At 45.3% G+C, this 23,822-nt stretch carries 21 protein-coding genes; 4 read left to right on the top strand and 17 right to left on the bottom strand.

The window, feature by feature from the left end; genetic code table 11:
- Positions 1–47: 47 nt before the first annotated feature.
- Genes FD974_RS03695 through dnaQ form a run of 3 tightly spaced genes read left to right on the top strand, consistent with a single transcriptional unit; the run spans position 48 to position 5,139 of the window.
- Positions 48–1,334, top strand: a complete 1,287-nt coding sequence (locus FD974_RS03695) for an efflux RND transporter periplasmic adaptor subunit (protein ID WP_215365909.1) — start codon at positions 48–50, stop codon at positions 1,332–1,334.
- Positions 1,331–4,429 (top strand): efflux RND transporter permease subunit, encoded by a 3,099-nt coding sequence (locus FD974_RS03690; protein ID WP_215365907.1) that lies wholly within the window; start codon positions 1,331–1,333, stop codon positions 4,427–4,429. Before FD974_RS03695 ends, FD974_RS03690 begins: the two co-directional genes overlap by 4 nt.
- Complete coding sequence (gene dnaQ, locus FD974_RS03685; protein ID WP_215365905.1) at positions 4,429–5,139, top strand: DNA polymerase III subunit epsilon; 711 nt, start codon at positions 4,429–4,431, stop codon at positions 5,137–5,139. Before FD974_RS03690 ends, dnaQ begins: the two co-directional genes overlap by 1 nt.
- Here dnaQ and FD974_RS03680 read toward each other — a convergent pair.
- The 4 genes from FD974_RS03680 to FD974_RS03665 are packed head-to-tail and all read right to left on the bottom strand — an operon-like array spanning position 5,126 to position 10,163.
- Entirely contained in the window at positions 5,126–7,195 is a 2,070-nt protein-coding gene (locus FD974_RS03680; RefSeq protein ID WP_215365903.1) for a tetratricopeptide repeat protein, read from the bottom strand. The genes dnaQ and FD974_RS03680 overlap by 14 nt on opposite strands.
- 14 nt (positions 7,196–7,209) lie before the next feature.
- Positions 7,210–8,277, bottom strand: coding sequence for a tartrate dehydrogenase (locus FD974_RS03675; protein WP_305848955.1), 1,068 nt, complete (start codon positions 8,275–8,277; stop codon positions 7,210–7,212).
- A gap of 52 nt (positions 8,278–8,329) precedes the next feature.
- Positions 8,330–8,989, bottom strand: a complete 660-nt coding sequence (locus FD974_RS03670) for a SprT family zinc-dependent metalloprotease (RefSeq protein WP_215365899.1) — start codon at positions 8,987–8,989, stop codon at positions 8,330–8,332.
- Positions 8,990–9,041: 52 nt separating this feature from the next.
- On the bottom strand, positions 9,042–10,163 hold the full coding sequence (locus FD974_RS03665; RefSeq protein ID WP_215365897.1) for an NADH:flavin oxidoreductase/NADH oxidase: 1,122 nt from the start codon (positions 10,161–10,163) through the stop codon (positions 9,042–9,044).
- A gap of 152 nt (positions 10,164–10,315) precedes the next feature.
- Here FD974_RS03665 and FD974_RS03660 point away from each other — a divergent pair, with 152 nt between their 5' ends.
- On the top strand, positions 10,316–11,836 hold the full coding sequence (locus FD974_RS03660) for a CoA-acylating methylmalonate-semialdehyde dehydrogenase (protein WP_215365895.1): 1,521 nt from the start codon (positions 10,316–10,318) through the stop codon (positions 11,834–11,836).
- An 83-nt stretch (positions 11,837–11,919) separates the two neighbouring features.
- On the opposite strand, the gene FD974_RS03655 is transcribed toward FD974_RS03660, so the two are convergent.
- From FD974_RS03655 to nuoH, 13 genes are all read right to left on the bottom strand, one after another.
- Positions 11,920–12,585, bottom strand: coding sequence for an amino acid ABC transporter permease (locus tag FD974_RS03655; RefSeq protein WP_215365894.1), 666 nt, complete (start codon positions 12,583–12,585; stop codon positions 11,920–11,922).
- Positions 12,585–13,316 carry an amino acid ABC transporter ATP-binding protein gene (locus tag FD974_RS03650; RefSeq protein ID WP_215365892.1) on the bottom strand — a complete coding sequence of 244 codons (732 nt, stop codon included), beginning with the start codon at positions 13,314–13,316 and terminating at the stop codon, positions 12,585–12,587. Before FD974_RS03650 ends, FD974_RS03655 begins: the two co-directional genes overlap by 1 nt.
- 34 nt (positions 13,317–13,350) lie before the next feature.
- Positions 13,351–14,004 carry an amino acid ABC transporter permease gene (locus FD974_RS03645; RefSeq protein WP_215365890.1) on the bottom strand — a complete coding sequence of 218 codons (654 nt, stop codon included), beginning with the start codon at positions 14,002–14,004 and terminating at the stop codon, positions 13,351–13,353.
- Positions 14,005–14,047: 43 nt separating this feature from the next.
- Positions 14,048–14,800: a transporter substrate-binding domain-containing protein gene (locus FD974_RS03640; RefSeq protein WP_215365888.1), complete on the bottom strand. Its 753-nt coding sequence runs from the start codon at positions 14,798–14,800 to the stop codon at positions 14,048–14,050.
- Between the two features lie 96 nt (positions 14,801–14,896).
- On the bottom strand, positions 14,897–15,415 hold the full coding sequence (locus tag FD974_RS03635) for a DUF1178 family protein (protein ID WP_215365886.1): 519 nt from the start codon (positions 15,413–15,415) through the stop codon (positions 14,897–14,899).
- Between the two features lie 64 nt (positions 15,416–15,479).
- The gene (locus FD974_RS03630) at positions 15,480–16,079 is read right to left on the bottom strand and encodes an NUDIX domain-containing protein (protein WP_215365884.1); all 600 of its coding nucleotides are present in this window, start codon (positions 16,077–16,079) and stop codon (positions 15,480–15,482) included.
- A 120-nt stretch (positions 16,080–16,199) separates the two neighbouring features.
- Positions 16,200–17,705 carry an NADH-quinone oxidoreductase subunit NuoN gene (nuoN, locus tag FD974_RS03625; RefSeq protein WP_215366629.1) on the bottom strand — a complete coding sequence of 502 codons (1,506 nt, stop codon included), beginning with the start codon at positions 17,703–17,705 and terminating at the stop codon, positions 16,200–16,202.
- Positions 17,706–17,715: 10 nt separating this feature from the next.
- Positions 17,716–19,182 (bottom strand): NADH-quinone oxidoreductase subunit M, encoded by a 1,467-nt coding sequence (locus FD974_RS03620; RefSeq protein WP_215365882.1) that lies wholly within the window; start codon positions 19,180–19,182, stop codon positions 17,716–17,718.
- Positions 19,183–19,206: 24 nt separating this feature from the next.
- Complete coding sequence (gene nuoL / locus FD974_RS03615; protein ID WP_215365880.1) at positions 19,207–21,267, bottom strand: NADH-quinone oxidoreductase subunit L; 2,061 nt, start codon at positions 21,265–21,267, stop codon at positions 19,207–19,209.
- Positions 21,268–21,269: 2 nt separating this feature from the next.
- A complete protein-coding gene (gene nuoK / locus FD974_RS03610; protein ID WP_215365878.1) occupies positions 21,270–21,578 on the bottom strand; it encodes an NADH-quinone oxidoreductase subunit NuoK in 309 nt (102 codons plus the stop codon).
- Positions 21,575–22,222 (bottom strand): NADH-quinone oxidoreductase subunit J, encoded by a 648-nt coding sequence (locus FD974_RS03605; protein WP_215365876.1) that lies wholly within the window; start codon positions 22,220–22,222, stop codon positions 21,575–21,577. Before FD974_RS03605 ends, nuoK begins: the two co-directional genes overlap by 4 nt.
- A 21-nt stretch (positions 22,223–22,243) precedes the next feature.
- The gene (gene nuoI, locus FD974_RS03600; protein ID WP_215365874.1) at positions 22,244–22,735 is read right to left on the bottom strand and encodes an NADH-quinone oxidoreductase subunit NuoI; all 492 of its coding nucleotides are present in this window, start codon (positions 22,733–22,735) and stop codon (positions 22,244–22,246) included.
- Between the two features lie 11 nt (positions 22,736–22,746).
- Positions 22,747–23,820 carry an NADH-quinone oxidoreductase subunit NuoH gene (gene nuoH / locus FD974_RS03595; protein WP_215365872.1) on the bottom strand — a complete coding sequence of 358 codons (1,074 nt, stop codon included), beginning with the start codon at positions 23,818–23,820 and terminating at the stop codon, positions 22,747–22,749.
- Between the last annotated feature and the right edge of the window lie 2 nt (positions 23,821–23,822).

Here is a 23,822-nt window from a genome sequence, read left to right as displayed (position 1 = left end):
AAAAAAAGAGCTTTAAACCGATATAAAACCTAGAAAAATTCGAGATTGTGTCCAAAATAGAATCAGCCTTAGATAAAACTGTTGCCAAGTTGCCATTACTCAAGGGCTGGGTGATGTCGCGCTTGTGCAAAGTGTGGCAAAAGATCTCCCCCGCTTTCTCCAGATTACACAAAATAGACTACGCCAGTACTAAATCATTTGTGATCAAGTACAAATGGCGTCTCTTGATCTTAGCAATCATATTGTTTGCAGGATCCAAAGCCTACGACCACTTTTTTCCGGCTAGCAAGAAGCAAGGTGGTGGCGTACAAACCATTACTAGCATCGTGACCGAAAAGAAAGATATTCCACTCGTTATTGAGGCTACTGGAAACATTGTCTCTAACAGTATTGTGGATATTCGCCCAATGGTCACCAATAAGGTTGAGAAGATTCACATTAAAGATGGCCAAGAGGTAAAAGAGGGTGAACTCTTATTTACCCTGGATAATCGCACCGATACCGCCAACTATGAAAAACTCAAAGCCTTGGCCGATGATGCCCAAAAGCAATATCAACGCGCCAAAGAATTGGTTGGTAAAAACTTTATTTCAAAAGCAGGATTAGAAACGGCACTTGCCAACGCTAAGTCTGCTCAGGCAGCTGCTGATGCTGCGCGTGTCCAACTTTCCTTTGACTTTATTCGCTCTCCTATCAATGGAAAAGCCGGCATCATTAATGTGTTCCCCGGAACACTAGTGCAGGCCAGCAATACTGTGATTAGCGCAACCAATGCCTCATCGACCTCCACCACCAGTTCGATGGTCACGATTACGCAACTCAACCCCATTAATGTTCAGTTTGTTATTCCAGAAAAAGATATCCCTGTTCTACTAGAAAGCAAACAAAGTGATGTACCCATGAAAGTACAAGTGACTGTTGGCAATAACACTCAGCGCGTTTTCAATGGTGAAGTCATTGTTGTCGATAACCAAATTGATCCTCAAATAGCTGCGGTTCGCGTTAAGGCGCAAATACCAAATGAGAAGTATGAGTTACTTCCAGGCCAGTTTGCGCGCGTCTCCTTAAACGCTAATACCCTCAAAGATGTCATCGCAATTCCATCAGAAGCGATCGTCATGAATCCTAAAGGCCGCTTAGTCTACGTTGTGGATAAAGATGACAAAGTAATGCCTAAGCCCATCACCGTGAGTTATGAATACCAAGGTACTTCCGTTGTAAATGGTTTGGAACCTGGTCAACGCATTGTCGTTGAAGGCAAACAGAATCTGCGAGCAGGAAGCAAAGTGCGCGAAGCTAAACCAGCCAACGCTCCTGCAGCCCAAACAAAATGACGCTCTCAGAATTATGTATTAGACGACCGGTAATGACGGTGTTGCTCTCGCTAGCAACCGTTATCGCCGGCAGTGTTGCCTATTTTAAGATTCCAGTTGCCGCCCTACCTAGCTTCAATACACCGATTATTTCGGTTACCGCAAGCCTACCAGGTGCATCACCTGAGAACATGGCTTCGGCTGTAGCGTTACCTCTCGAAAAAGAGTTTTCTACTATTGATGGCATCAAAATCATTAGCTCTAATAGCACTTTAGGGGCGACCAGCGTTACCCTGGAGTTTAATAATGATCGCGATATTGATAAGGCGGCTGTTGATGTTCAAGCAGCCTTATTGAGAGCCCAAAAACGACTGCCTATCGAAATGACGATTCCACCGTCATATCGCAAAATCAATCCAGCAGACACTCCCGTCATCATTATTCGGATGAGCTCGCCCTCGATCAGCCTATCTGAAATTAATGATTACGCTGAAAATTTAATGGCGCCAAATCTGTCTACCATCAGCGGCGTTTCGCAAGTCAATGTCTATGGCGCTAAACGATATGCGATTCGCATCAGCGCCCAACCTGATGCCCTGGGTAATCGTAATATCACCATGGATGAGCTGGCTGCAGCGATTAATAAAGCCAACACCAATAGCCCTATCGGCACACTGGATGGCCCACGCCAACTGATTACGATCTATGCCAATCCCCAGTTAGTGAAGGCAGAAGAATTTGGCAATCTAATCATTGCGCAACGCAATGGCTTCCCGGTGTACCTCAAAGACGTTGCAATTGTTGAAGAGAGTTACGAGGATGTTAAAACTTTTGCGACTGCTAAAGGGGAGCGTTCAATTGCCATGGGAGTAATGCGACAGCCCAATGCAAATACGGTGGAAGTCGTCAATGAGATTAAACGATTGCTCCCCACCCTGAAGGCTCAGCTACCAGAATCCATTCAGCTTAGCCTCATTAATGATCGATCAACATCAATTATTGAGTCGATTCATGATGTCAACATCACACTACTGCTAACGATCGCCTTGGTTGTTTTAGTGATCTTCTTATTTCTCAAGAATATCGCAGCCACCGTCATCCCCTCGATTAGCTTGCCGATTTCTCTGATTGGCGCTTTTTTTGTCTTTTACTTTATGGGCTACAGCCTAGACAATATTTCACTACTGGGTATTACTCTGGCGGTTGGATTGGTGGTGGATGATGCGATTGTTGTTCTAGAAAACATCATGCGCTACATCGAAAGTGGCATGAGTCCGCTCAAGGCAGCGTTAAAAGGAAGTAAGGAAGTTGGATTTACGATTGTTTCCATCTCCTTATCTCTTGTGGCAGTATTTATTCCACTCTTCTTTATGGCAGGGCCGATCGGACTTCTCTTTAGAGAATTTGCAGTTGTTGTCACCCTCTCTATTCTGGTCTCTGCAGTAGTGTCTTTGACTATTGTGCCGATGCTATGTAGTCGCTTTCTCAAAGAGCAGCATGGAGAATCAAAAAGCTATCCATTCACAAAGGGCTTTGATCGCATTTTTACCTGGTCCCTCAATACCTATACCCATTATTTAGACCTCGCACTCGTTAATAGAAAAAAAGTGTTGTGGGGAACGATAGCCACTTTCATCGTCACCATTGCCCTCTTTGCATTTAGCCCCAAAGGATTCTTCCCAGAAGAAGATATTGGGCAACTCCGCATCACGGTAGAGGCAGCGCAGGATACCTCTTTTAAAACGATGCTGGAATTACAAGACCGTGCCGCAGTGATCGTGGATAACGATCCAAACGTGGAAACATCCATTTCGATTTTGGGGGGAGGCATGAGCTCAGGACGAAATACCGGTAGATTCTTTGTGATTCTCAAGCCCAAGAGCGAACGCCAGAAGATGAGCAAGGTCATGGAAGGGTTACGGGCTAAATTTAAAGAAATACCTGGCATTCAGATTTATATGAGTCCGGTGCAAAACTTACAACTTGGTGGTCGAAGCAGCAAAAGCCGCTATCAGTACACCTTGCAGAGCGTCGGATTTGAAGGCGTGAATGAGTGGGCTGAAAAGATGCTCGAGAAGATGCGCGCTGACCCTATTTTCAGAGACGTCACTAGCGACTCACAGTTAAAAGGTTTAAATGTCAAAATTGATATTGACCGTGAAAAAGCTGCCAGCGCAGGAGTGTCGATTGCTGATATTCGTACAGCACTCTACTCTTCATTTGGCGAACGCCAAGTCTCGACGATTTATACACCAGTCAACACTTACCGAGTTATTCTGGAGACCGCTGAAAACGATCGGCAATTTGAAACTGACCTCAATAAAGTCTATGTCAGAGGCAGATCAACCAATACGCTGATCCCTTTATCAAGCTTAGCAACGTTTACACGCACAGTAGGACCAACATCGGTAAACCATCAAGGTCAGATTCCTGCGGTGACTATCTCCTTCAATTTGGCACCGGATGTTTTTCTGGGCGATGCTACTAAGGCTATTGATAAATTTGCCGAGCAAATTAAACTGCCGCCCTCGATCATCACTAGCTATGGTGGTGACGCAGCGGTATTCAAAAGCAATCAATCTGGCCAAATTATCTTATTGCTTAGCGCCCTCGGAGTCATTTATGTTCTCTTAGGTGTTTTATACGAAAGCTATATTCACCCACTCACGATTTTGGCTGGCCTACCCTCTGCCGCAATTGGCGCCATCCTGGCACTGCGGATTTTTGGTTTTGAACTGACGATTGTGGCCTCGATTGGTATCTTATTGTTGATTGGTATTGTGAAGAAAAATGCGATTCTGATGATTGACTTTGCATTAGATGCGCAACGTAATCGAGGGCTAACTCCTGAAAAAGCGATTCGTGAAGCCTGTATTTTGCGCTTCCGCCCCATCATGATGACTACGATTGCCGCCCTGATGGGAGCCCTACCAATTGCGCTCGGCTTAGGTGCGGGTGCTGAATTGCGTCAACCCTTAGGCATTAGCGTAGCTGGGGGTTTAATCTTCTCTCAATTTGTTACCCTCATCATTACCCCTGTAATCTATCTCTATCTAGATAAATATGCAGGCAATGGTCCAATGCAAATTCCTCAATCTGTTCTGGAAGGCACCTAATGCGTCAAGTCATTCTCGATACTGAAACCACTGGGCTAAATCCTGCCACGGGTGACCGCATTATTGAAATTGGTTGTGTTGAAATGGTTAGTCGTAGGCTGACGGACCGCACCTTTCATTACTACATCAATCCTGAGCGCGATATCGATGCAGGTGCTTTTGCTGTCCACGGACTTTCACGTGAGTTCTTATCTGATAAGCCGGTATTTGCCAACATCGTTGAAGAACTGATTGAGTTTGTGGATGGCGCTGAAGTGGTAATTCATAACGCAGCCTTTGACTTAGGATTTCTTGATAATGAATTCGCCCTTCTCAAGCGCCCGCCATTTAGAGGGCTAGCTTCAAAGATTACTGACACACTGCTTGATGCTCGTCAGATGTTCCCTGGAAAACGAAATTCTCTCGATGCCCTATGCGAACGTTTTGCCATCAGCAATCAACATCGTACCTTGCATGGCGCTCTATTAGATGCTCAGCTTTTAGCCGAAGTCTACGTCGCCATGACACGCGGTCAAGAAGACCTATCGATTGACCTCATTGACTATACCGTTGGCACAGACGCTTCCGGACAAATCAAAGCGCTTCCCTCTTCATTCAAGCTCATCAATGCGAGCAATGAAGACTGTCAGCTACATGAAAAAATCTTGGTTGATATTGCTAAGGCCAGCAAAAAGGACCCCATATGGAGTCAAGTTGCTAATGCTGATTGACCTTATTAAGCAAATCAACCAATAAGGACTCTAAGTCAGCAACATACTGCCTTGTATTAAACAGGGGAGAATAGCCGCGACTCTCAGCCAATCGACTGCGAATACTTCTTAGCGCGCCAGGATGAGTCGCTAGGTCCAGCGCCTTTGCAAGATACTCGCTATCAGAGTGGGTAATTAATTCTGTTAGACCTAATACATTAAGCTGGCTAGCTGCAACCCTACCAGCAAAGCTATTACCAATTAGCGTTAACACTGGCACTCCAGCCCATAAAGCATCCGCAGCGGTTGCGTGGGCATTGTAGTTAGGGGTATCCAAAAATAAATCCGCCAACCTTAATCTGCTGAGGTGTTCCGAGCGCCCTTCTTTACGATCAGCAAAAATCAGTCTTGATGCATCAATTCCACGCTTTTGTGCCTCAATTTGCAAATTTGCAATAGCAGTAGAGTTTGGTTTGGAGAGCCATAAAACACTTCCAGGCACATTCTTTAGAAGCGTCATCCAAATATCAAAAATTGCTGGCTTAATCTTGTAGGCATTATTAAAACAAGTAAATACAAAGCCAGCCTCAGGCAATCCTTCACTACCTTTTGTGGGCATGTCTCCCATAGATTCAATTGAAATACTTGTATCCACCGGGAAAAAAGAATGCGGCAAATAAAAAACAGGTTCTGAATAGTGTATTTTTTGCTCAGGGGGAATGACAACCTCGTCCGCAATTAATGCACTATAAAAGTCTGCGCCAGAGGTTCCTGCATAGCCTAAGTAATTTACTTGAATTGGTGAAATTTTTTCTGCAAATAAAATAGGTCTAGCCCCACTTGTATGGCCATTGAGGTCAATTGCTAAATCTAGATTTTGATCCCTAATCAAATTGATGGCATCTGAATCACCCACACCATGAAGATTAAAGACTTTAGTAAATTTATTAGCAATACTTTTCTCAACTGCATCTCCAGTCGGAGAATTTAGAAAAAATCCATATATTTCAAATCGATTTTTATCGTGAAATTGCAATATATTGTCAAACAATACTCCAACGGGATGCACCTTGAAATCAGAGGAGAAGTATCCAATCCTAACCTTATCCCTTTGTATGTATTTCTGTAATCGTGCTGAAGGAGGCGCCTCATTCTCCCCAACCTTGTCTTGAATATAGATTGATGAGGCCAACTTTTGCAACTCTATTGGAGCGCTTGTCTGCAAAAGAATAAAGGGGTGGACTACCTTTTTATATGATGCAAGCTTAGAAATGATTTCGGATTCCAATACATCAGATGTTGTCCAGTCACATCGGGTAGTGGCGGCACCAAACAATTGACCAAGCAAAAAAGAATGATCAGGCTTTAAAGCATATGCTTTTTGATATGCCTCATAGTCGCCAGGATCCTTTAATTCAAGCAAAGTATTCCCATAGTTAGACCATGCTTCAGCAAACTCAGGATTTAAATTAAGGGCCTGCTCATGAGCTAAGCGAGACTCCTTAAAGCGGCCCAAATCAAATAAGGCATTCCCGTAATTAGTCCATGTATCGGGATAATCAGATTTAAATGCTAAAGATTTTTCATAAGCATTTATTGCATCAACAGACGAGCCTAATTCAGATAAAAGATTGCCATAATTTGACCAAGTCAAAAAATAGTCAGGCTGTATCTCTATAGACCGCTCAAAGCATGCACGTGCCTCATCGTAAAACCTTAACTTCGCTAGTGATGTACCCATATCAGTCAGTAGCTCAGGATTATTTGGCATTAAACGATCAAGCGTTTTATAAGTCTGAATTGCCTCACTGTACATATCAGCGCCATATTGAGCCTTGGCCAAGTTAGACAACAATTCAAGATTATTTGGATCTAGCTTTGATGCTCTGTACAGGGGGGCTACAGATTCAACTACTCGGCCCTGCATTGCTAGACAAAGGCCCTGCACCTGAAGAGCAACTAGATCCTTTGAATTAAGCTTAAGGATCATAGTTGCATATTTATTAGCCGTTTCTAATTGCTGACTCTGAAATGCTTGAAGCATTTGCTCAATTAGTCGAGAATATGTAGCGTTCATAAAATACTAACTACTTAGATTTGTGCCGCAATTGCCGCACCCAATTCATCCGTCTTTGCTGTACCACCCAAATCCAGAGTCATTGGAGCGCGCGGGGAGACGAGCACTTTCTCAATGGCATCAAAAATCGCTTTACCGGCCTCTGGATAACCTAGATGATCGAGCATCATCGAGCCACTCCAAATTTGTCCAATAGGATTAGCAATCATTTGCCCATAAATATCTGGTGCAGATCCATGCACAGGCTCAAACAATGAGGGGAATTTACCTTCTGGATTAATGCTACCGGATGGCGCTACAGCAATGGTACCGGTACATGCTGGACCCAAGTCAGACAATATGTCGCCAAAGAGATTGCTAGCAACAACTACGTCAAAACGATCTGGGTTCATCACAAATTGAGCAGTCAAAATATCAATGTGATACTTATCCATACGCACATCACCAAATTGCTTAGACATCGCTTCTACGCGCTCATCCCAATAGGGCATCGTGATGGCAATTCCATTCGATTTTGTTGCTGAAGTTAAATGTTTTTTAGGCCTACTCTGGGCAAGATCAAAGGCATACTGAAGAATGCGATCTACCCCTTGGCGAGTAAAGACCGATTCCTGAATGACAAACTCGCGGTCTGTGTCGGGGAACATCTTCCCGCCGACGCTAGAGTACTCCCCTTCGGTGTTTTCACGAACAACATAAAAATCAATATCGCCAGGCTTGCGATTGGCAAGTGGGCAAGGCACGCCCGGCAAAAGGCGCACGGGACGCAAATTCACATACTGATCAAAACAGCGACGGAACTGAATTAAGCTCCCCCACAAAGACACATGGTCCGGCAGAATATTGGGCATGCCTACAGCGCCAAAAAAGATCGCGTCATATTGCATGAGGGTCTCAAACCAATTGTCTGGCATCATTTTGCCGTGCTGGAGATAGTAGTCACAGCTAGCAAAATCAAAGTGATCAAATTGCATGCCAATATTGAATTTTTTATCTGCGGCTTGTAATGCCCTTACTCCCTCCGGCATCACCTCTTTACCAATTCCATCGCCTGGAATAACGGCAATTTTGGGGTTTTTAATTTGTTTATTGTTTTTCATGGTGTCTCTTCGTATCTCACTTGATATTTTTTAATTAACTAATAGCGCGACGAATATCATCAGCCTTTTGTTTTTTTCCGGTTACGGATTCCGTATCATGCTCGGTGGTATTTTCAATAGTTTCAGTAATAGTTTCTTGCATACGAATATTGTCTTTAGGGCAAATTGGGGCGCCATAGGTGGCCCATTTTTTTAAGAGCGTAACCTCGTAACCACACTGACCGCATTTCGCTTTATTGCGACTCGCATTACTGGGTCTTGGCGGCGGAAAAACAATTGCCTGATGGGGATACGGTCCCAGCTCTTGGCTGATCATCATTAATCTCACCATCAACTCTTCGGTAGCGTGGGCCATCCTAGCAGGCCCTTCAAGCCCAACTGTTTGTGCAATCCCCTTAAAGTCTTCCCCATGACCACTAAAGCAATCATCTACTGCATGGCATAGCTCGTGTACCAAGGTATCAAGAAGTTGCACGGGATCATCCAACTTGGGAGAAATAAATATTTCATTGACACCACCACCGGAGCGCTCACGGGGCCAGCATTGGCCCAAAGTCGTTCTTGGGCTACTCGATGCTGGAAAGCCACACGACACCCTAACAGGGGGAATGGCATAACCTGCTTTAGAAAATACGGGCTCTAAATGTCTCACGGCATCTTCCAGCCATGCTTCTCTCACACTGTGTTGCTTCATCTGCGTCTCAATTGCCTTAATCTAAAAATACTTTGTCGTCATCCAATGGTGATTATCGCTGCCCTACTTTGACAGCACCAAATACAGCTTGCGCCTCTCTTGGTAAACAACGCCAATAGCGCTCATTGGCCAGCACAGTTCCACCCAAGGCTGCAGCCGCTTCCCAACCCCAACGTGGCTTATATAAAAATGCTCTTGCTAGCGCAATGAGATCTGCATCTCCTGCTTGCAAAATGGCTTCTGCTTGGGCCGGCTCAGTAATTAAACCAACTGCCATAGTTGGAATGCCAGATTGCTCTTTCACAATCTTGGCAAAAGGAACTTGATAGTTCGGTCCAATAGCAATTTTTTGTAAGGGTGATATTCCACCAGAAGAAATGTGTACAAAATTGCATCCCAAGGGTTTTAGTCGCGAAGCAAAATCGGCAGTTTCTTCAGGCGTCCAACCACCCTCAATCCAATCGCTCGCCGAGATCCGAATACCGAGAACGCCTTGATAAGCAGCTCTCACTGCAGTAAATAACTCCAGCAGAAAACGAATGCGATTTTCATAGGAGCCGCCATATTCATCGGTACGCTGATTGGCAATTGGCGACAAGAACTGATGCAGTAAATAGCCGTGGGCGCCGTGCAACTCAATACCATCGATACCAATACGCTCGGCGCGTTGTGCAGACTGGACAAAAGCAGCAATCAAATCTTTTAGCTCCGCTTTAGAGAGCTCATGTGGAAGTCTCTCACCATCCAATTGGGGAATTGGTGAAGGAGCTAAGGTTTCCCAGCCGCCCTGTTCTGCCGTGAGTAACTGGCCGCCCTGCCATGGCGTCGCGCTGGATGCCTTTCGTCCAGCATGAGCTAGCTGAATAAATACCGGAATTTTGGGAGCGAGGTTACGAGCTCTAGTCAACTTGTCCAATAGCGCCGCTTCGGTAGCGTCATCCCATAGCCCTAAACAAGCTGGCGTAATACGACCCTCAGGAGTGACTCCAGTCGCCTCAATGATAAAAAGACCTGCCCCGCTATTGAGTAAATTACCCCAATGCATCAAATGCCAATCTTGGGCCTGCCCATTGACTGCTGAATACTGGCACATGGGCGCCACCACAATACGATTCGATAGGCTTAAATCTCCTTTTGGAGAGCTTAAAGTGTAGGGAGAGAATAGAAGACTCATTGATCACCTTTTAGATCGAAAAATGCGGGAAACTGGCTAAAACGATAGAATATTAGATGTAGGATATACGAGACCATAAATTGATTGTGCCAGCTGGCTCAATTAACTTATGCAAGCCAAAAACTAGTAAAACAAAGATCAAGTCTATTACCATGAATACACCACAAGCCTTTGAATCAAAAGAAGATGTTGGCCATTACATTGGCGGCCACGTTGTTAACCCCAAGGATGGTCGCTTTGGTGATGTATTCAACCCCACAAAAGGCGCCGTGGCTAGGCGTGTTGCGCTAGCGAGCCGCAAGGAAGTCAATGAAGCGGTGGCGGTAGCCCAGGCAGCATTTCAGAGCTGGAGCCAGACCTCCCCCCTTCGCCGCGCTCGTATCATGTTCAAATACCTTGAGCTTCTCAACACCCACAGAGATGAATTGGCAGCGATTATTACTGCTGAGCATGGCAAAGTTTTTACCGATGCACAGGGTGAAGTAACCCGTGGGATTGAAATCGTAGAATTTGCCACTGGCATCCCTGAATTACTCAAAGGGGACTACACCGAGCAAGTCTCTACAGATATTGATAACTGGGTCATGCGTCAACCCTTAGGTGTTGTCGCCGGAATTACCCCTTTTAACTTCCCAGTGATGGTTCCGATGTGGATGTTCCCAGTGGCCATCGCTTGTGGCAACACCTTCATTCTTAAACCTAGCCCCACCGATCCTTCCGCCTCGCTATTGATGGCCAAGCTCTTAAAAGAAGCCGGCCTGCCTGATGGCGTATTTAACGTGGTTCAAGGCGATAAAGAAGCGGTTGATGCCTTAATTGAAAACCCAGACGTCAAGGCGGTGAGTTTTGTGGGCTCCACTCCAATCGCCAATTACATTTATGAGCGCTGCGCCCATTTTGGCAAACGTGCTCAAGCATTAGGTGGCGCCAAGAACCACATGGTCGTTATGCCCGATGCTGATATTGATAAGACCATTGATGCTCTTATTGGAGCAGCCTATGGATCAGCAGGCGAGCGCTGCATGGCAATCTCCGTCGCAGTCTTAGTGGGCGATGTCGCCGACAAGATCATGCCAAAACTGATTGAGCGCGCCAAAACTCTCAAAGTGAAAAATGGCATGGAACTCGATGCAGAAATGGGTCCTATCGTTACCAAGGCTGCCCTAGAGCGCATCACCGGCTATATCGATAGTGGCGTAGCTGCAGGAGCTAAGCTTTTGGTTGATGGCCGTGGCCTCAAAGTACCTGGCAATGAGAATGGCTTTTTTATTGGTGGCACCCTCTTTGATAATGTCACTCCCGACATGAAGATTTACCTTGAAGAAATCTTTGGGCCAGTCCTCTCCTGCTTGCGGGTAGCCAACTTTACAGAGGCGCTGAATTTAGTGAACTCTTGTGAGTTTGGCAATGGCGTAGCCTGCTTTACGAGTGATGGCAATATTGCCCGCGAATTTGCGCGTCGAGTGCAGGTTGGGATGGTCGGTATTAATGTGCCCATTCCAGTTCCGATGGCTTGGCATGGCTTTGGCGGCTGGAAAAAATCGCTGTTTGGCGACATGCATGCTTACGGCAAGGAAGGCGTTCGTTTCTACACCAAGCAAAAGAGTGTGATGCAGCGCTGGCCTGAGAGCATTGCTAAAGGCGCCGAGTTTGTGATGCCAACCTCAAAGTAATCAGAATTCAAAAGGATGGCTGCTTGTCCTAAATGAATGATAGCGATCCTCGGATCGCTATTTTTTTATCCTAAATGAGTAGATTACGCTGGGATGAAATAGCGCTTCTCAATTGCGCGTGCGCAGAGAACGATAATCGATACGAGCACTAAGTAGACTAAGGCAGCCGCAAAGTAGGCTTTGAAGAATTGAAAATTGGTGGCCGCTAATTCTTGGACACGGGCAAAAAATTCGGTGTACTGAATTAAAAATGCTACCGAACTATCTTTAAGGTTAGCAATGACTTGATTGGTTAATGCCGGAATCGATAAACGCAATACTTGCGGCAAAGTAATCAGCTGAAAAATTTGCAAGGGGTTAAAACCTTGTGCACTAGCTGCCTCTAATTGAGATTTATCTAGACCGTTATAGGCAGTCTTCAGGTAAGCGGCATTGTATGCAGCTACATTAAAGGTAAAACCAATAAAGGCCACAGTAAATGGCGATAGTCGAATGCCCCATGATGGCAAGCCGTAGTACATCAGAAAGAGTAAAACAATTAAGGGCATCCCAATAAAGAAGGAGATGTAGGCATTAATCGAATTACGCACTAGTTTATTTTTACTCAGCGTGAGATAAAAAACCAATATTCCTAAAAGCAATCCGGAGATGCTAATGGAGGCGGCAAGCTGAAGTGTATTGACGAGCCCAGTCAAAATCAAAGGCATTTGCTCTAGCAAATCCCGAGTGAATGATGACCAAGCTCCCATCAGGCCTTTTCCTTATTACCAAAGAAACTTTGAATCTCAGGATCTGGATGTTGACTTAATACCTCAATACGGTCATCCGCTCGGATGACTCCACGATCAAGGAACATCACAGTATCAGCAATATTGCTCGCCAAATTGAGATCATGGGTAACGCAAATCATGGTGATCCCCTCACCATGTAGATGATTAATTAAGTCGGCCACATCTCTAGACATGACAGGGTCAAGCGCTGAAGTAGGCTCATCCAATACCAAAACTGCAGGATCCATTGCTAGCGCGCGAGCAATGGCTACACGCTGTTTTTGACCGCCAGAAAGTTGAGCGGGATATTTATCTTGATGGGAAGTCATATCAAAGTGTGAGAGCTCATGAAGTGCCCTCTCTTTTGCCTCAAGCTTGCTCATGCCCTGCAATTTACGCAGCCCCAGTGCGACGTTATCCAACACATTTAAGTGGCTATATAAAGCAAATTGTTGAAAGACAAAACCAATCTGCTTACGCAACTCTTTCACATCCACTCCAGGACCCAGAACTTCTTTCCCCCGAAACACAATAGATCCAGATGTAGGCTCCACTAGGCGATTAAGACAGCGCAATAAAGTCGACTTGCCCGATCCAGAGGCTCCCATCAGAACACGTACATCCCCTTCCTGGAGGTCGAGATTAATATTGGAGAGAACAGTTTGATCGCCAAACTTTTTAACCAAGTCTCTAACTTGAATTAATGCCATTGGATGGCCCCGCTAAAAAGGGTGATAAGAATCTTCATGCTGGTGTTATTCCAGGGATTTGATAGCGTCGACTGATGATCTGAACACCAAAGAGGCAAATTCGATAGATCAAGAAATATAGAATTCCGACGGCAAGATACACCTCTACCCCTTGTAAGGTGGTGGAAGTTAAAGTCGTAGCCTGCTTGGTAATTTCCGGGATGCCAACTGTATAAGCGAATGGAGAATACTTCAATATTGAGGTGAACTCATTGACCATGCCTGGCACTGAAAAGCGTAACATTTGTGGTAACTCAATATAGCCCAGCACCTGAAGGCGCGACATACCCATAGCTTGAGCCGCCAATATTTCAGCTGGATCTACAGAGTTAAAAGCCCCACGAAATACTTCAGCCAAATAAGCGGAGGCAACTAAACCCAGGCTAAGTGCCATTGCCATTAAAGGTGGGACTTTAAAACCGAGCCCCGGCAAACCAAAATACACCATGAATAACAACACTAAAACGGGTACGCCGCGGAATACATAGGTATAGCAGTCAATAGCAAAAGTCAAAACGGAATAATTGAGGCGGCGCAAACTGGCAAGCGTAAGACCAACACATAAACCGGTTGCCGAGCAAACCAGCGTCACGATGATCGTGTAAGAGATTCCCTGCGCTAACTTCAGCAGAATGTCTAAGAAAGTCACAGAGAAACCTCAACTACACCGAGGGAGTAATGATGTCCTTAAATTACTTCATCCACTTATCAAGGATTGCTTTGATTTTGTCTGGGCCAATTTCATTGAGGTACTTATCAAAATCATCGCGTAACTTTGAGCCCTTGGCAAATGCAAAACCAAGCTTATCAAAGCCTTTAAAGACATAACTACTTTGAATCGGTAGCTTGAGCTTATTTTCATAATTCAGAAATACAGGCTCTTCGATAAACGCGAGGTCAAGATTGCCATTCTGCAGATCTGTAATCACTTCTGCATAAGATGGATAAAGCTTAACCTTGCTTAATGAATAGTAGCCCTTTGGCTCCAACTCGTTCTTAATGAGATCGTCATATGCCATGCCACGGGGATAGCCAATGGAATAATTCTTGAGCTGATTTAAATCGGTGATCTGAATATTTTTATCTTTCATGCTCACTAGATGCCACGCATTGTCATAGTATGGCTGTGAAAAATCCATCACCTCTTTGCGCTTATCGGTAATCGAAATGCCTGAGAAAGCCACATCAGCCTGACCACTAGAAACCGCTCCCAGCATTCCAGCCCAGTCGTATGGTGTGACTTTAAATGTACATCCTCGTGATTGGCAGTAGCCCTGGAAAATATCCATATCTACGCCCACAATTTGGCCTTTGTCATCAAACAACATTGGTGGCGATGCAGGAGAAACTGCGACTTTAATTTCTTTGGAGTCTGGAGTTTTGGAGCATGCCAAAATTGACAGCGTTAAAACTGCAGCAAATAGTGCCAAAACTAAGCGTTTCATGGGTATCACTCCTATCCAATATTCTGTGGGACCAAGGCGCGATCAACTTAGCGCCAGTATGCACAGCAAGTATAGGGGATTTAAAGCGGTAGCTGGCTATTGCAAGGTATTTTTAAGGGTGGGCAACATCGGAACTGCCATTACCTCAATACCCTCTTCACGCAAGGCTTCAGCCTCATCTAAAGTAGTTTGCCCACGAATACTGCGCTCGGGTGATTCCTTATAGTGAATTTTGCGTGCCTCTTCAGCAAATGCAGCACCCACATCCTCTGATCGCCCCATGAGGTCGCGCATACCTTTTAAAAAAGCTGCCTGAACCTGTGCCTCTAGTTGGGAATGATCGCCTCCCGTTAAAGCAACGACTTCCCCGCTCAAGGCCCCACTGGTAGAACCAGTATCGGAGTTTTTCACGGTCAATTCTGTGGAGGCCACCTCTACTTTGCTGGAGCTGGATTTGGCAATATGTGGGGCCGAAGGCATCCGAGTAATATCGGTGCTATCGCAAATTGGGCACGCAAGCATCCCCTTGTCTTGCTGTGCAAGACAATCCTCCTCAGAGGCAAACCATCCTTCAAAGCGATGATCCAGTGGGCAAGCTAGGTTATAAACTTTCATAAGACCTATATCGGGGTAAAAGTGCTAAATTCAATACCCCTATTTTAATAGGTTTATGAAATAGCTAAGTCAAAGGCTTAGGGCTCACTAAACCCCTGCGATAACGATCCAGCCAATAAGTCGCGATAGTCGTCTTGACATCAGTAATCTCACCCTCCTCGACCCAGGCGATCAGTTGCTCTAGTGGTGCAGCAAAGACATCCAAAAATTCTTCATCATCGAGATGGCTTTTGCCCGATACCAGCCCTTCTGCAAGGTAAATATCAATAAACTCGGTTGAATAAGAAATCACCGGATGAATGCGGCGAATAAAACTCCAACGGCTTGCGCTATAACCCGTCTCTTCCTCTAACTCCCGCTTTGCGCATAGAAGGCGATCCTCTCCAATCTCCAACTTACCCGCAGGAATCTCAATACAGGCTTTGGCAATCGGATATCGATACTGGCGCTCCATGAGCACCCTACCATCATCCAGAACGGCCAAAATAGCTACTGCGCCTGGATGGGTTAAGTACTCACGGACTGCTTGCTTACCATCAGGCAAGCTCACTTGGTCCCTCTTCATCTTCAGAAAAATGCCGCCGTAAATGTCTTCACCAGAGAGGCGCTCTTCACGCAAGTGTGCATCACCAGGTGGTAAATCTTGGAAGGATTTTTCAGTCATCTTCATTACTCACAGTCATCACTACAAAATGGGAAATTCCGTTTAGCCCATCATACAAAATCATGATGACACAAAAGCAAAAGGCTCCAATAAGGAGCCTTTCATGGGTCTATTGGGTTTTTATGAACCCAATAAAGTCCGTCGCATTGCATCTAGACATACCGCCATCAATCCCGCTGGGAAGATACCCAAAATCAGCACAAATATCGCATTCAAACTCAAAATACCTTTTGCATAGCTTGAACCAGTAACTTCAGAGACATGTTCTGCCTTTGGCTCATCAAAGTACATGACCTTAACCACTCTAAGGTAGTAAAAAGCACCGATGAGTGAAGCAATCACAGCAATCACAGCCAAGAAAGTATGTCCGCCATCAACCAGGGCCTCAAGCACACCCAATTTGGCAGCAAAACCAACGGTAGGCGGAATACCAGCTAAGGAGAACATCATGACCAGGCCGATAAATGCAAACCAAGGGTGACGCTTATTCAAACCCTTAAGGTCATCAATGGTTTCACAATCATGGCCCTTGCGTGACAACATCATCAACAGGCCGAAACTTCCCAGTGTGGTTAACACATAAGTAATCGCATAGAACATCGATGCGCTAAACGCGTGATCATCAAAGACTGACAACATGCCAAGCAATACAAAGCCCATTTGCGCAATCGCAGAATAGGCCAACATACGCTTCATATTGGTTTGCGCAATTGCAGTGATATTACCAACCAATAAAGATAAAACCGCTAGCAATACCAGCATTGGCTGCCAATCGCCCAGTAGTGGCAATAAAGTATTAACCAAAAGGCGGAATAACAATGCAAATGCAGCAATTTTAGGTGCGGCGGCAATCATCAATGTCACTGCGGTGGGTGCGCCCTGATAAACATCAGGAACCCACATATGGAAAGGCACAACGCCCAATTTGAACGCCAATCCAGAAACAATAAAGACTAGACCAAACGCCATTACCAAATGATTTACACGAGGATCAGCGACTGTTCTAAAGATCTCGATTAGGTCTAGCGAGCCAGTCACGCCGTAGAGCATAGACATGCCATATAACAAGAAACCGGATGCCAAGGCTCCGAGAATGAAGTACTTAATTGCTGCCTCAACACTCTTCTCATTGCTGTGGCGCATGGCTACCAAAGCATAGGTTGGTAAAGCCATTAACTCCAGGCCCAGATAAAGAGTCAGAAGATTCGAACCAGAAATCAAAATACATTGACCTAATAGCGCAAGTAAGGCCAACACAATGAAGTCTGGGCGGAACATTGATCTATCAGTAAGGTATTGCTTCGAATAGATCAAGCTAATGAGGACTGCGCCACAGGAGCAGGCTTTAAGCAGATTGGAGAATGGATCTGATTGAAACAAACCATTCATAGCAACAACAGATGGGTCAGCCATCCGCGCTAAATAAACAAAAACAAGATAAACCAGCAAAATAATCGTAAAGAAGTAGACGAAACCAACTCCACGTGGCGTATGGAAAATATCTTGCTCTACACCAGGTGTAGATGGCTGGCGCTCCGGTACATAGACGCTAACTACTAATAATAGGCAGGCAGCTACTAATAAAACAAGTTCCGGCAGGATGGCGAATAGATCAAATTCTTGCATTAGCTTGTACTCAGAGTTTGCTGACAGCAACATGCTGTAGCAGATTAATCACGGCTGGATGAATCACATCAGTAAACGGTTTGGGATAGACACCCATACCAATCACACAAATAGACAATACGGTCATCATGAAATACTCGCGTGCATTTAAATCTTTTAATGCAGCAACATGCTCATTAGTAATTGCGCCAAAGAATACGCGCTTGACCATCCATAAGGAGTAAGCGGCACCAAGCATTAAGGCAGTTGCCGCCAAGAGACCAATCACAAAGTCATAGTCCACGGCAGCCAAAATCACCATGAACTCACCCACGAATCCAGAGGTTGCTGGTAGGCCGCAATTAGCCATCGCCATCAGCACCGCAAAGGCTGTGAACGCTGGCATGCGATGAACTACGCCACCGTAATCAGCAATCTGACGGGTATGCATACGGTCATAAAGAACGCCGATCGACAAGAACATGGCGCCAGCAACAAAGCCATGGGAAATCATCTGCACAATACCGCCCTCAATACCCAGAGGGCTAAATAGGAAGAAGCCGAGGGTCACAAAACCCATGTGCGCCACTGATGAGTAAGCCACGAGCTTTTTCATATCTTTTTGCACTAAGGCGACAGCACCAACATAAATTACTGCCACCAATGATAGGAAAATAATTAATGGTCCGAGATACTGGCTGGCATCTGGAGCAATCGGTAATGAGAAGCGCAAGAAACCATAGGCACCAAGCTTTAGCATGATGGCAGCCAACACCACTGAGCCACCTGTTGGCGCCTCAACGTGCACGTCTGGTAACCAGGTATGGAGCGGCCACATTGGCACTTTGACAGCAAATGCCATAAAGAAAGCAAAGAACAACAACATCTGCTCAACGATATCCAGGCGCGCATTATGCCAAGCCAAGATATCAAAGGTATTGGTAACGTTGTACAGATAAAGCATTGCAACCAAAGTCAACAATGACCCTAGCAATGTGTACAGGAAGAACTTAAACGCCGCGTAGATACGGTTATGACCACCCCATACACCGATGATGATGTACATCGGAATCAGAGTCGCCTCAAAGAATACGTAGAACAGTAAAGCATCTAAAGCAGCAAATACACCGATCATTAACCCCGAAAGGATCATGAACGAAGCCATATATTGGGAGACCTTGGTTTCAATCACCTCCCAAGCGGCAATCACAACAAAAATGTTAATGAATGCAGTTAAGACGATAAACCAAACAGAGATGCCATCAATACCAAGGTAGTAATTAATATCGTAGCGCGGAATCCAGCTAATCTTCTCAACAAACTGCATACCGGGGTTAGCGATATCAAACTGGATAATTAAGGGGAGCGTCGCAATGAAACCCAAAATTGAGCCAGTCAACGCGAGCCAGCGCACTCCAGCGGAAGGCTTCTCCGAACCGTAGAACAGAATAATGATGCCGAAAACAATCGGGATCCAGATGGCGTAAGAAAGAATCATGATGGCTACTTAAGTAACAAAGGCCTAGCGAACAAAAGGCAGGTAAGCGTATAAAACCCAAGCCAGCAATACCGCCAAGCCCGCAATCATTGCGAAGGCATAGTGATAGAGATAACCGGATTGCAAATGACGGATCACAGCAGAAAAGCGCCCTACCGCATGCGCACTACCATTCACCAAGAAACCATCGATTGCCTGCTGATCACCGCGATGCCACAAGACACCACCAATCCACAGTAAACCTTTAGCAAATACAGCTTGGTTTAAGTCATCGAGATAGTATTTATTATCCAAAAGCTTCTTAATTGGGGCAAATGCTTCAGCAAACTTAGCAGGCAACTTAGGCGCCCAAAGATAGCCAATTGCTGCAGTCAATACACCCAAGACGACTAAGAGTAGAACCGGGGAGGTAAATGAGTGAATCGCCATTGCAATAGGGCCATGGAATTCTTGTGCTAACTCTCTCATTACGGGATGCTTTGCAATGTCAATAAAAATAGAATCACCAAAGTAGCTTCCAAACAGCAATGGGGTAATCGTGTAATAACCAATAATGACTGATGGAATAGCCAAGAGTATTAATGGGAATGTCACCACAAAAGGTGATTCATGCGGCTTTTGACCAGGTGCCAAACCGTGATGTGCATGATCATCGCCCTGCTCCGCATGCTCATGATGATGGTCGTGTGCGTGAGCATCATCATGGCCCCAGCGAGCTTTGCCATGGAATACATAGAAATACAAACGGAAGGAATACAAGGCAGTAACAAAGACGCTCGCCATCACAGCAAAGTAGGCAAATCCAGCACCTGGAATATGACTGGCAGCTACCGCCTCAATAATAGAATCCTTGGAATAGAAGCCGGAGAAAAACGGGGTACCAATCAAAGCTAGATTACCCAATAGCATCATCAAGCAAGTAATCGGCATGTATTTCCATAGGCCACCCATCTTGCGCATATCTTGCTCATGATGCATACCCAAAATCACACTGCCAGCAGCAAGGAACAAGAGCGCCTTAAAGAATGCATGGGTCATCAAATGGAAGATGGCGATTGGGTAAGCGGATACACCGAGAGCAACTGTCATGTAACCCAACTGTGACAGGGTGGAATACGCAATCACACGCTTGATATCGTTTTGGACGATGCCCAGAAAGCCCATAAACAGCGCAGTAATTGAGCCGATCACCAAAATAAAACTCAGGGCCGCATCAGATAACTCAAACAATGGTGACATACGCGACACCATGAAAATACCGGCAGTAACCATGGTTGCCGCATGAATCAATGCAGAAATTGGCGTTGGGCCTTCCATAGAGTCTGGCAACCAGACATGTAATGGGAACTGAGCCGACTTACCCATCGCACCGATAAAGAGGCAAATACAAGCTACCGTCAGCAAATTCCAGTCTGTACCTGGCAAGGTCTGAGCAGCTAAGGCGCTATTTTGGGAAAAAATCACGTCGTATTGCATTGAGCCAGTTCCAGCTAGCAAAATACCGATCCCCAGAATGAAGCCAAAGTCACCAACACGGTTCACTAAGAAAGCCTTCATATTGGCAAACACAGCTGACTGACGCTCAAAATAGAAACCAATCAAGAGGTAAGAAACAACGCCTACCGCCTCCCAGCCAAAGAAGAGCTGCAAGAGGTTATTACTCATCACCAGCATCAGCATGGCAAAAGTAAAGAGTGAGATATAAGAGAAGAAGCGGTTATAGCCCTCCTCCCCTTGCATATACCCAATGGTGTAAATGTGAACCATCAGCGACACAAAGGTCACGACACACATCATGGTGGCAGTTAGTGGATCAATTAAAAATCCAATGTCCAGACTGAGCTCACCCAACTGCATCCAACGATAGACAGTACCGTTGAAATAAAAACCATCCATCACCTGCACTAATACAAAGCAAGACAGAACAAATGCAACCATGACGCCGAGAATCGTCACAAACTGGCATGCGCCATGACCAATTCGGTTGCCACCTAATTTAGTTCCAAAAAAGCCTGCAATGACAGAACCAAATAAGGGCGCAAGCGGAATTGCGCAGAGAACGGGAACAGTTAAGGTTAATTGCATCACTAGCCTTTTAAGTGGTCAAGGTTGTCAGCATTGATGGTGTCAACCTTACGGAAGAGCACTACCAAGATTGCCAAACCAATTGCCGCCTCAGCAGCAGCCACAGTCAAAATAAAGAATACGAATACTTGACCAGCCATGTCACCCAAGTAATGGGAGAAGGCTATAAAGTTCATGTTCACCGAAAGCAACATCAATTCAATTGCCATTAAGAGGACGATAACATTTTTACGGTTTAAGAAAATACCAACAACACTGGTCGCAAACAATATTGCGCCAAGCACCAAGTAATGCGCTAGGGTAATAGTCATTTCTTCTCCCCGCGTGTATCTTGCTTTGCAGCCATATCGGAGTCCATCTTGACGACACGCATACGATCAGCAGAGTTCACGTTGACCTGCTCATGAACGTTTTGAGATTTAGAGTCTTTACGATTACGTAAAGTTAAGGCAACAGCAGCAATAATTGCTACCAAGAGAATCACGCCTGCAACTTCAAAAGCATAAACATAGTCAACGAAGATCAACATACCCAGTGCTTGGGTATTGCTTGCCATCATTTCTTCAGGCATTGGCTGAACTGGCGCACTAGTTCCCACAAAACTCCGAATCAAAACAATAGAAAGCTCTAGGACGATTACCGCCCCCATCAAAAATGCCACAGGGAGAAACTTCTTGAAATCCCGGCGCAGATGCTCTAGATCCAAATCGAGCATCATCACCACGAATAAGAAGAGCACCATCACAGCGCCTACATAAACCAAGATCAAGGCTAAGCTTAGGAACTCTGCTTTAAGTAGCATCCACAAACCAGAGGCGCAAAAGAAAGACAGCACCAAGAACAATGCAGCATGGACTGGGTTACGGGCAGTAATCACACGCAAAGCTGAAATCACCAAAAGTCCAGCAAAGGCATAGAAAAATACTGCGAAGAGAGTGGAAGGATCGAATGTCATAGGATATTTAGCTTTATTCGATTAACGGTAAGGCGCATCCGCTGCGCGGTTAGCGGCAATATCTTTTTCATACTTATCACCTACCGCCAAGAGCATTTCTTTAGTGAAGTACAAATCGCCACGCTTATCGCCAAAATATTCAAAGATGTTGGTTTCAACAATCGCATCTACCGGGCAAGCCTCCTCGCAGAAGCCGCAGAAAATACACTTGGTTAAATCAATGTCATAGCGGCTAGTACGCCTAGTGCCATCATCGCGCTCCGCAGTTTCAATGGTGATTGCATAGGCCGGGCAAACTGCCTCGCATAACTTGCAACCAATACAACGCTCTTCGCCGTTCTCATAACGGCGTAAAGCATGCAAACCACGAAAACGAGCAGACTGAGGTGTCTTCTCTTCTGGATATTGAACGGTAATTTTTGGCTTAAAGAGATATCTTCCAGTAATAGACATACCAGTCAAAATATCTTTGAGCATCAAGCTATCGATGAATTGGGAAATTTTCTTAAACATGATTAGTCAACTTATTTCCAAATGTTCCATGGGGACACTACCCATGCACCAACGACAACCACCCAAAATACGCAGATGGGAATAAAGATCTTCCAGCCCAAACGCATAATTTGGTCGTAACGGTAGCGCGGCAAAGTAGCACGCAACCAAATCACGCAAGAAAGAAGAATGAATGTCTTAGCGAATAACCAGAAGAAGCCTGGAATATCGCGCAAGATGGGCAAATCCACAATCGGTAACCAACCGCCTAAGAACATGGTTGAGGCCAAGGCAGCAATCAAAATCATATTGGCGTACTCAGCCAAGAAGAACATGGCAAATGCCATTCCAGAGTACTCAACCATATGGCCTGCCACAATTTCAGACTCACCTTCAACCACGTCAAATGGATGGCGATTCGTTTCAGCAACACCAGAAATAAAGTAAATCAAGAACATCGGTAGTAATGGCAACCAGTTCCATGACAGGAAGTTCAAACCAATACTAGCGAAGTAGCCCTGCTCTTGTGAGGCAACGATTTCACTTAAATTCAAAGAGCCAGAAGTCAGCAACACTGTCACCAGAGCAAAGCCCATCGCAATCTCATAGGAGATCATTTGTGCTGATGCACGCATAGCTCCGAGGAAGGGATATTTAGAGTTTGATGACCAACCCGCCAAAATCACTCCGTACACACCAATAGAAGTAATCGCCATGACGTATAGCAAGCCGGCATTCACATCAGCCAGAACCATTTTGGCTTGAAATGGAATCACTGCCCAGGCAGCAAATGCCGGCATGATCACCATCACTGGAGCGATGACATAGAGAACTTTACTGGCTCGTGCTGGAGAAATAATCTCCTTCATCAAGAGCTTTAAGGCGTCAGCAATCGGTTGCAATAAACCCAATGGACCCACGCGATTAGGGCCCAGACGAATATGCATCCAGCCAATCAGCTTGCGCTCCCAAAGCGTGAGGTAAGCAACTGCGCCAAACATCGGCAAAACAATAATTACGATACGCACCAATGCCCACACCATAGGCCACAAGGATCCAAAGATAGCCTCACCTTGGGTGGTAATGAGGTTCAAGAAATTATCCATCT

This window comes from Polynucleobacter sp. es-EL-1, from assembly GCF_018687975.1.
Classification (GTDB): Bacteria; Pseudomonadota; Gammaproteobacteria; order Burkholderiales; family Burkholderiaceae; genus Polynucleobacter.
Note: the sequence above shows the minus strand (reverse complement) of the source record. Positions and strands in the feature narration are given on the sequence as shown.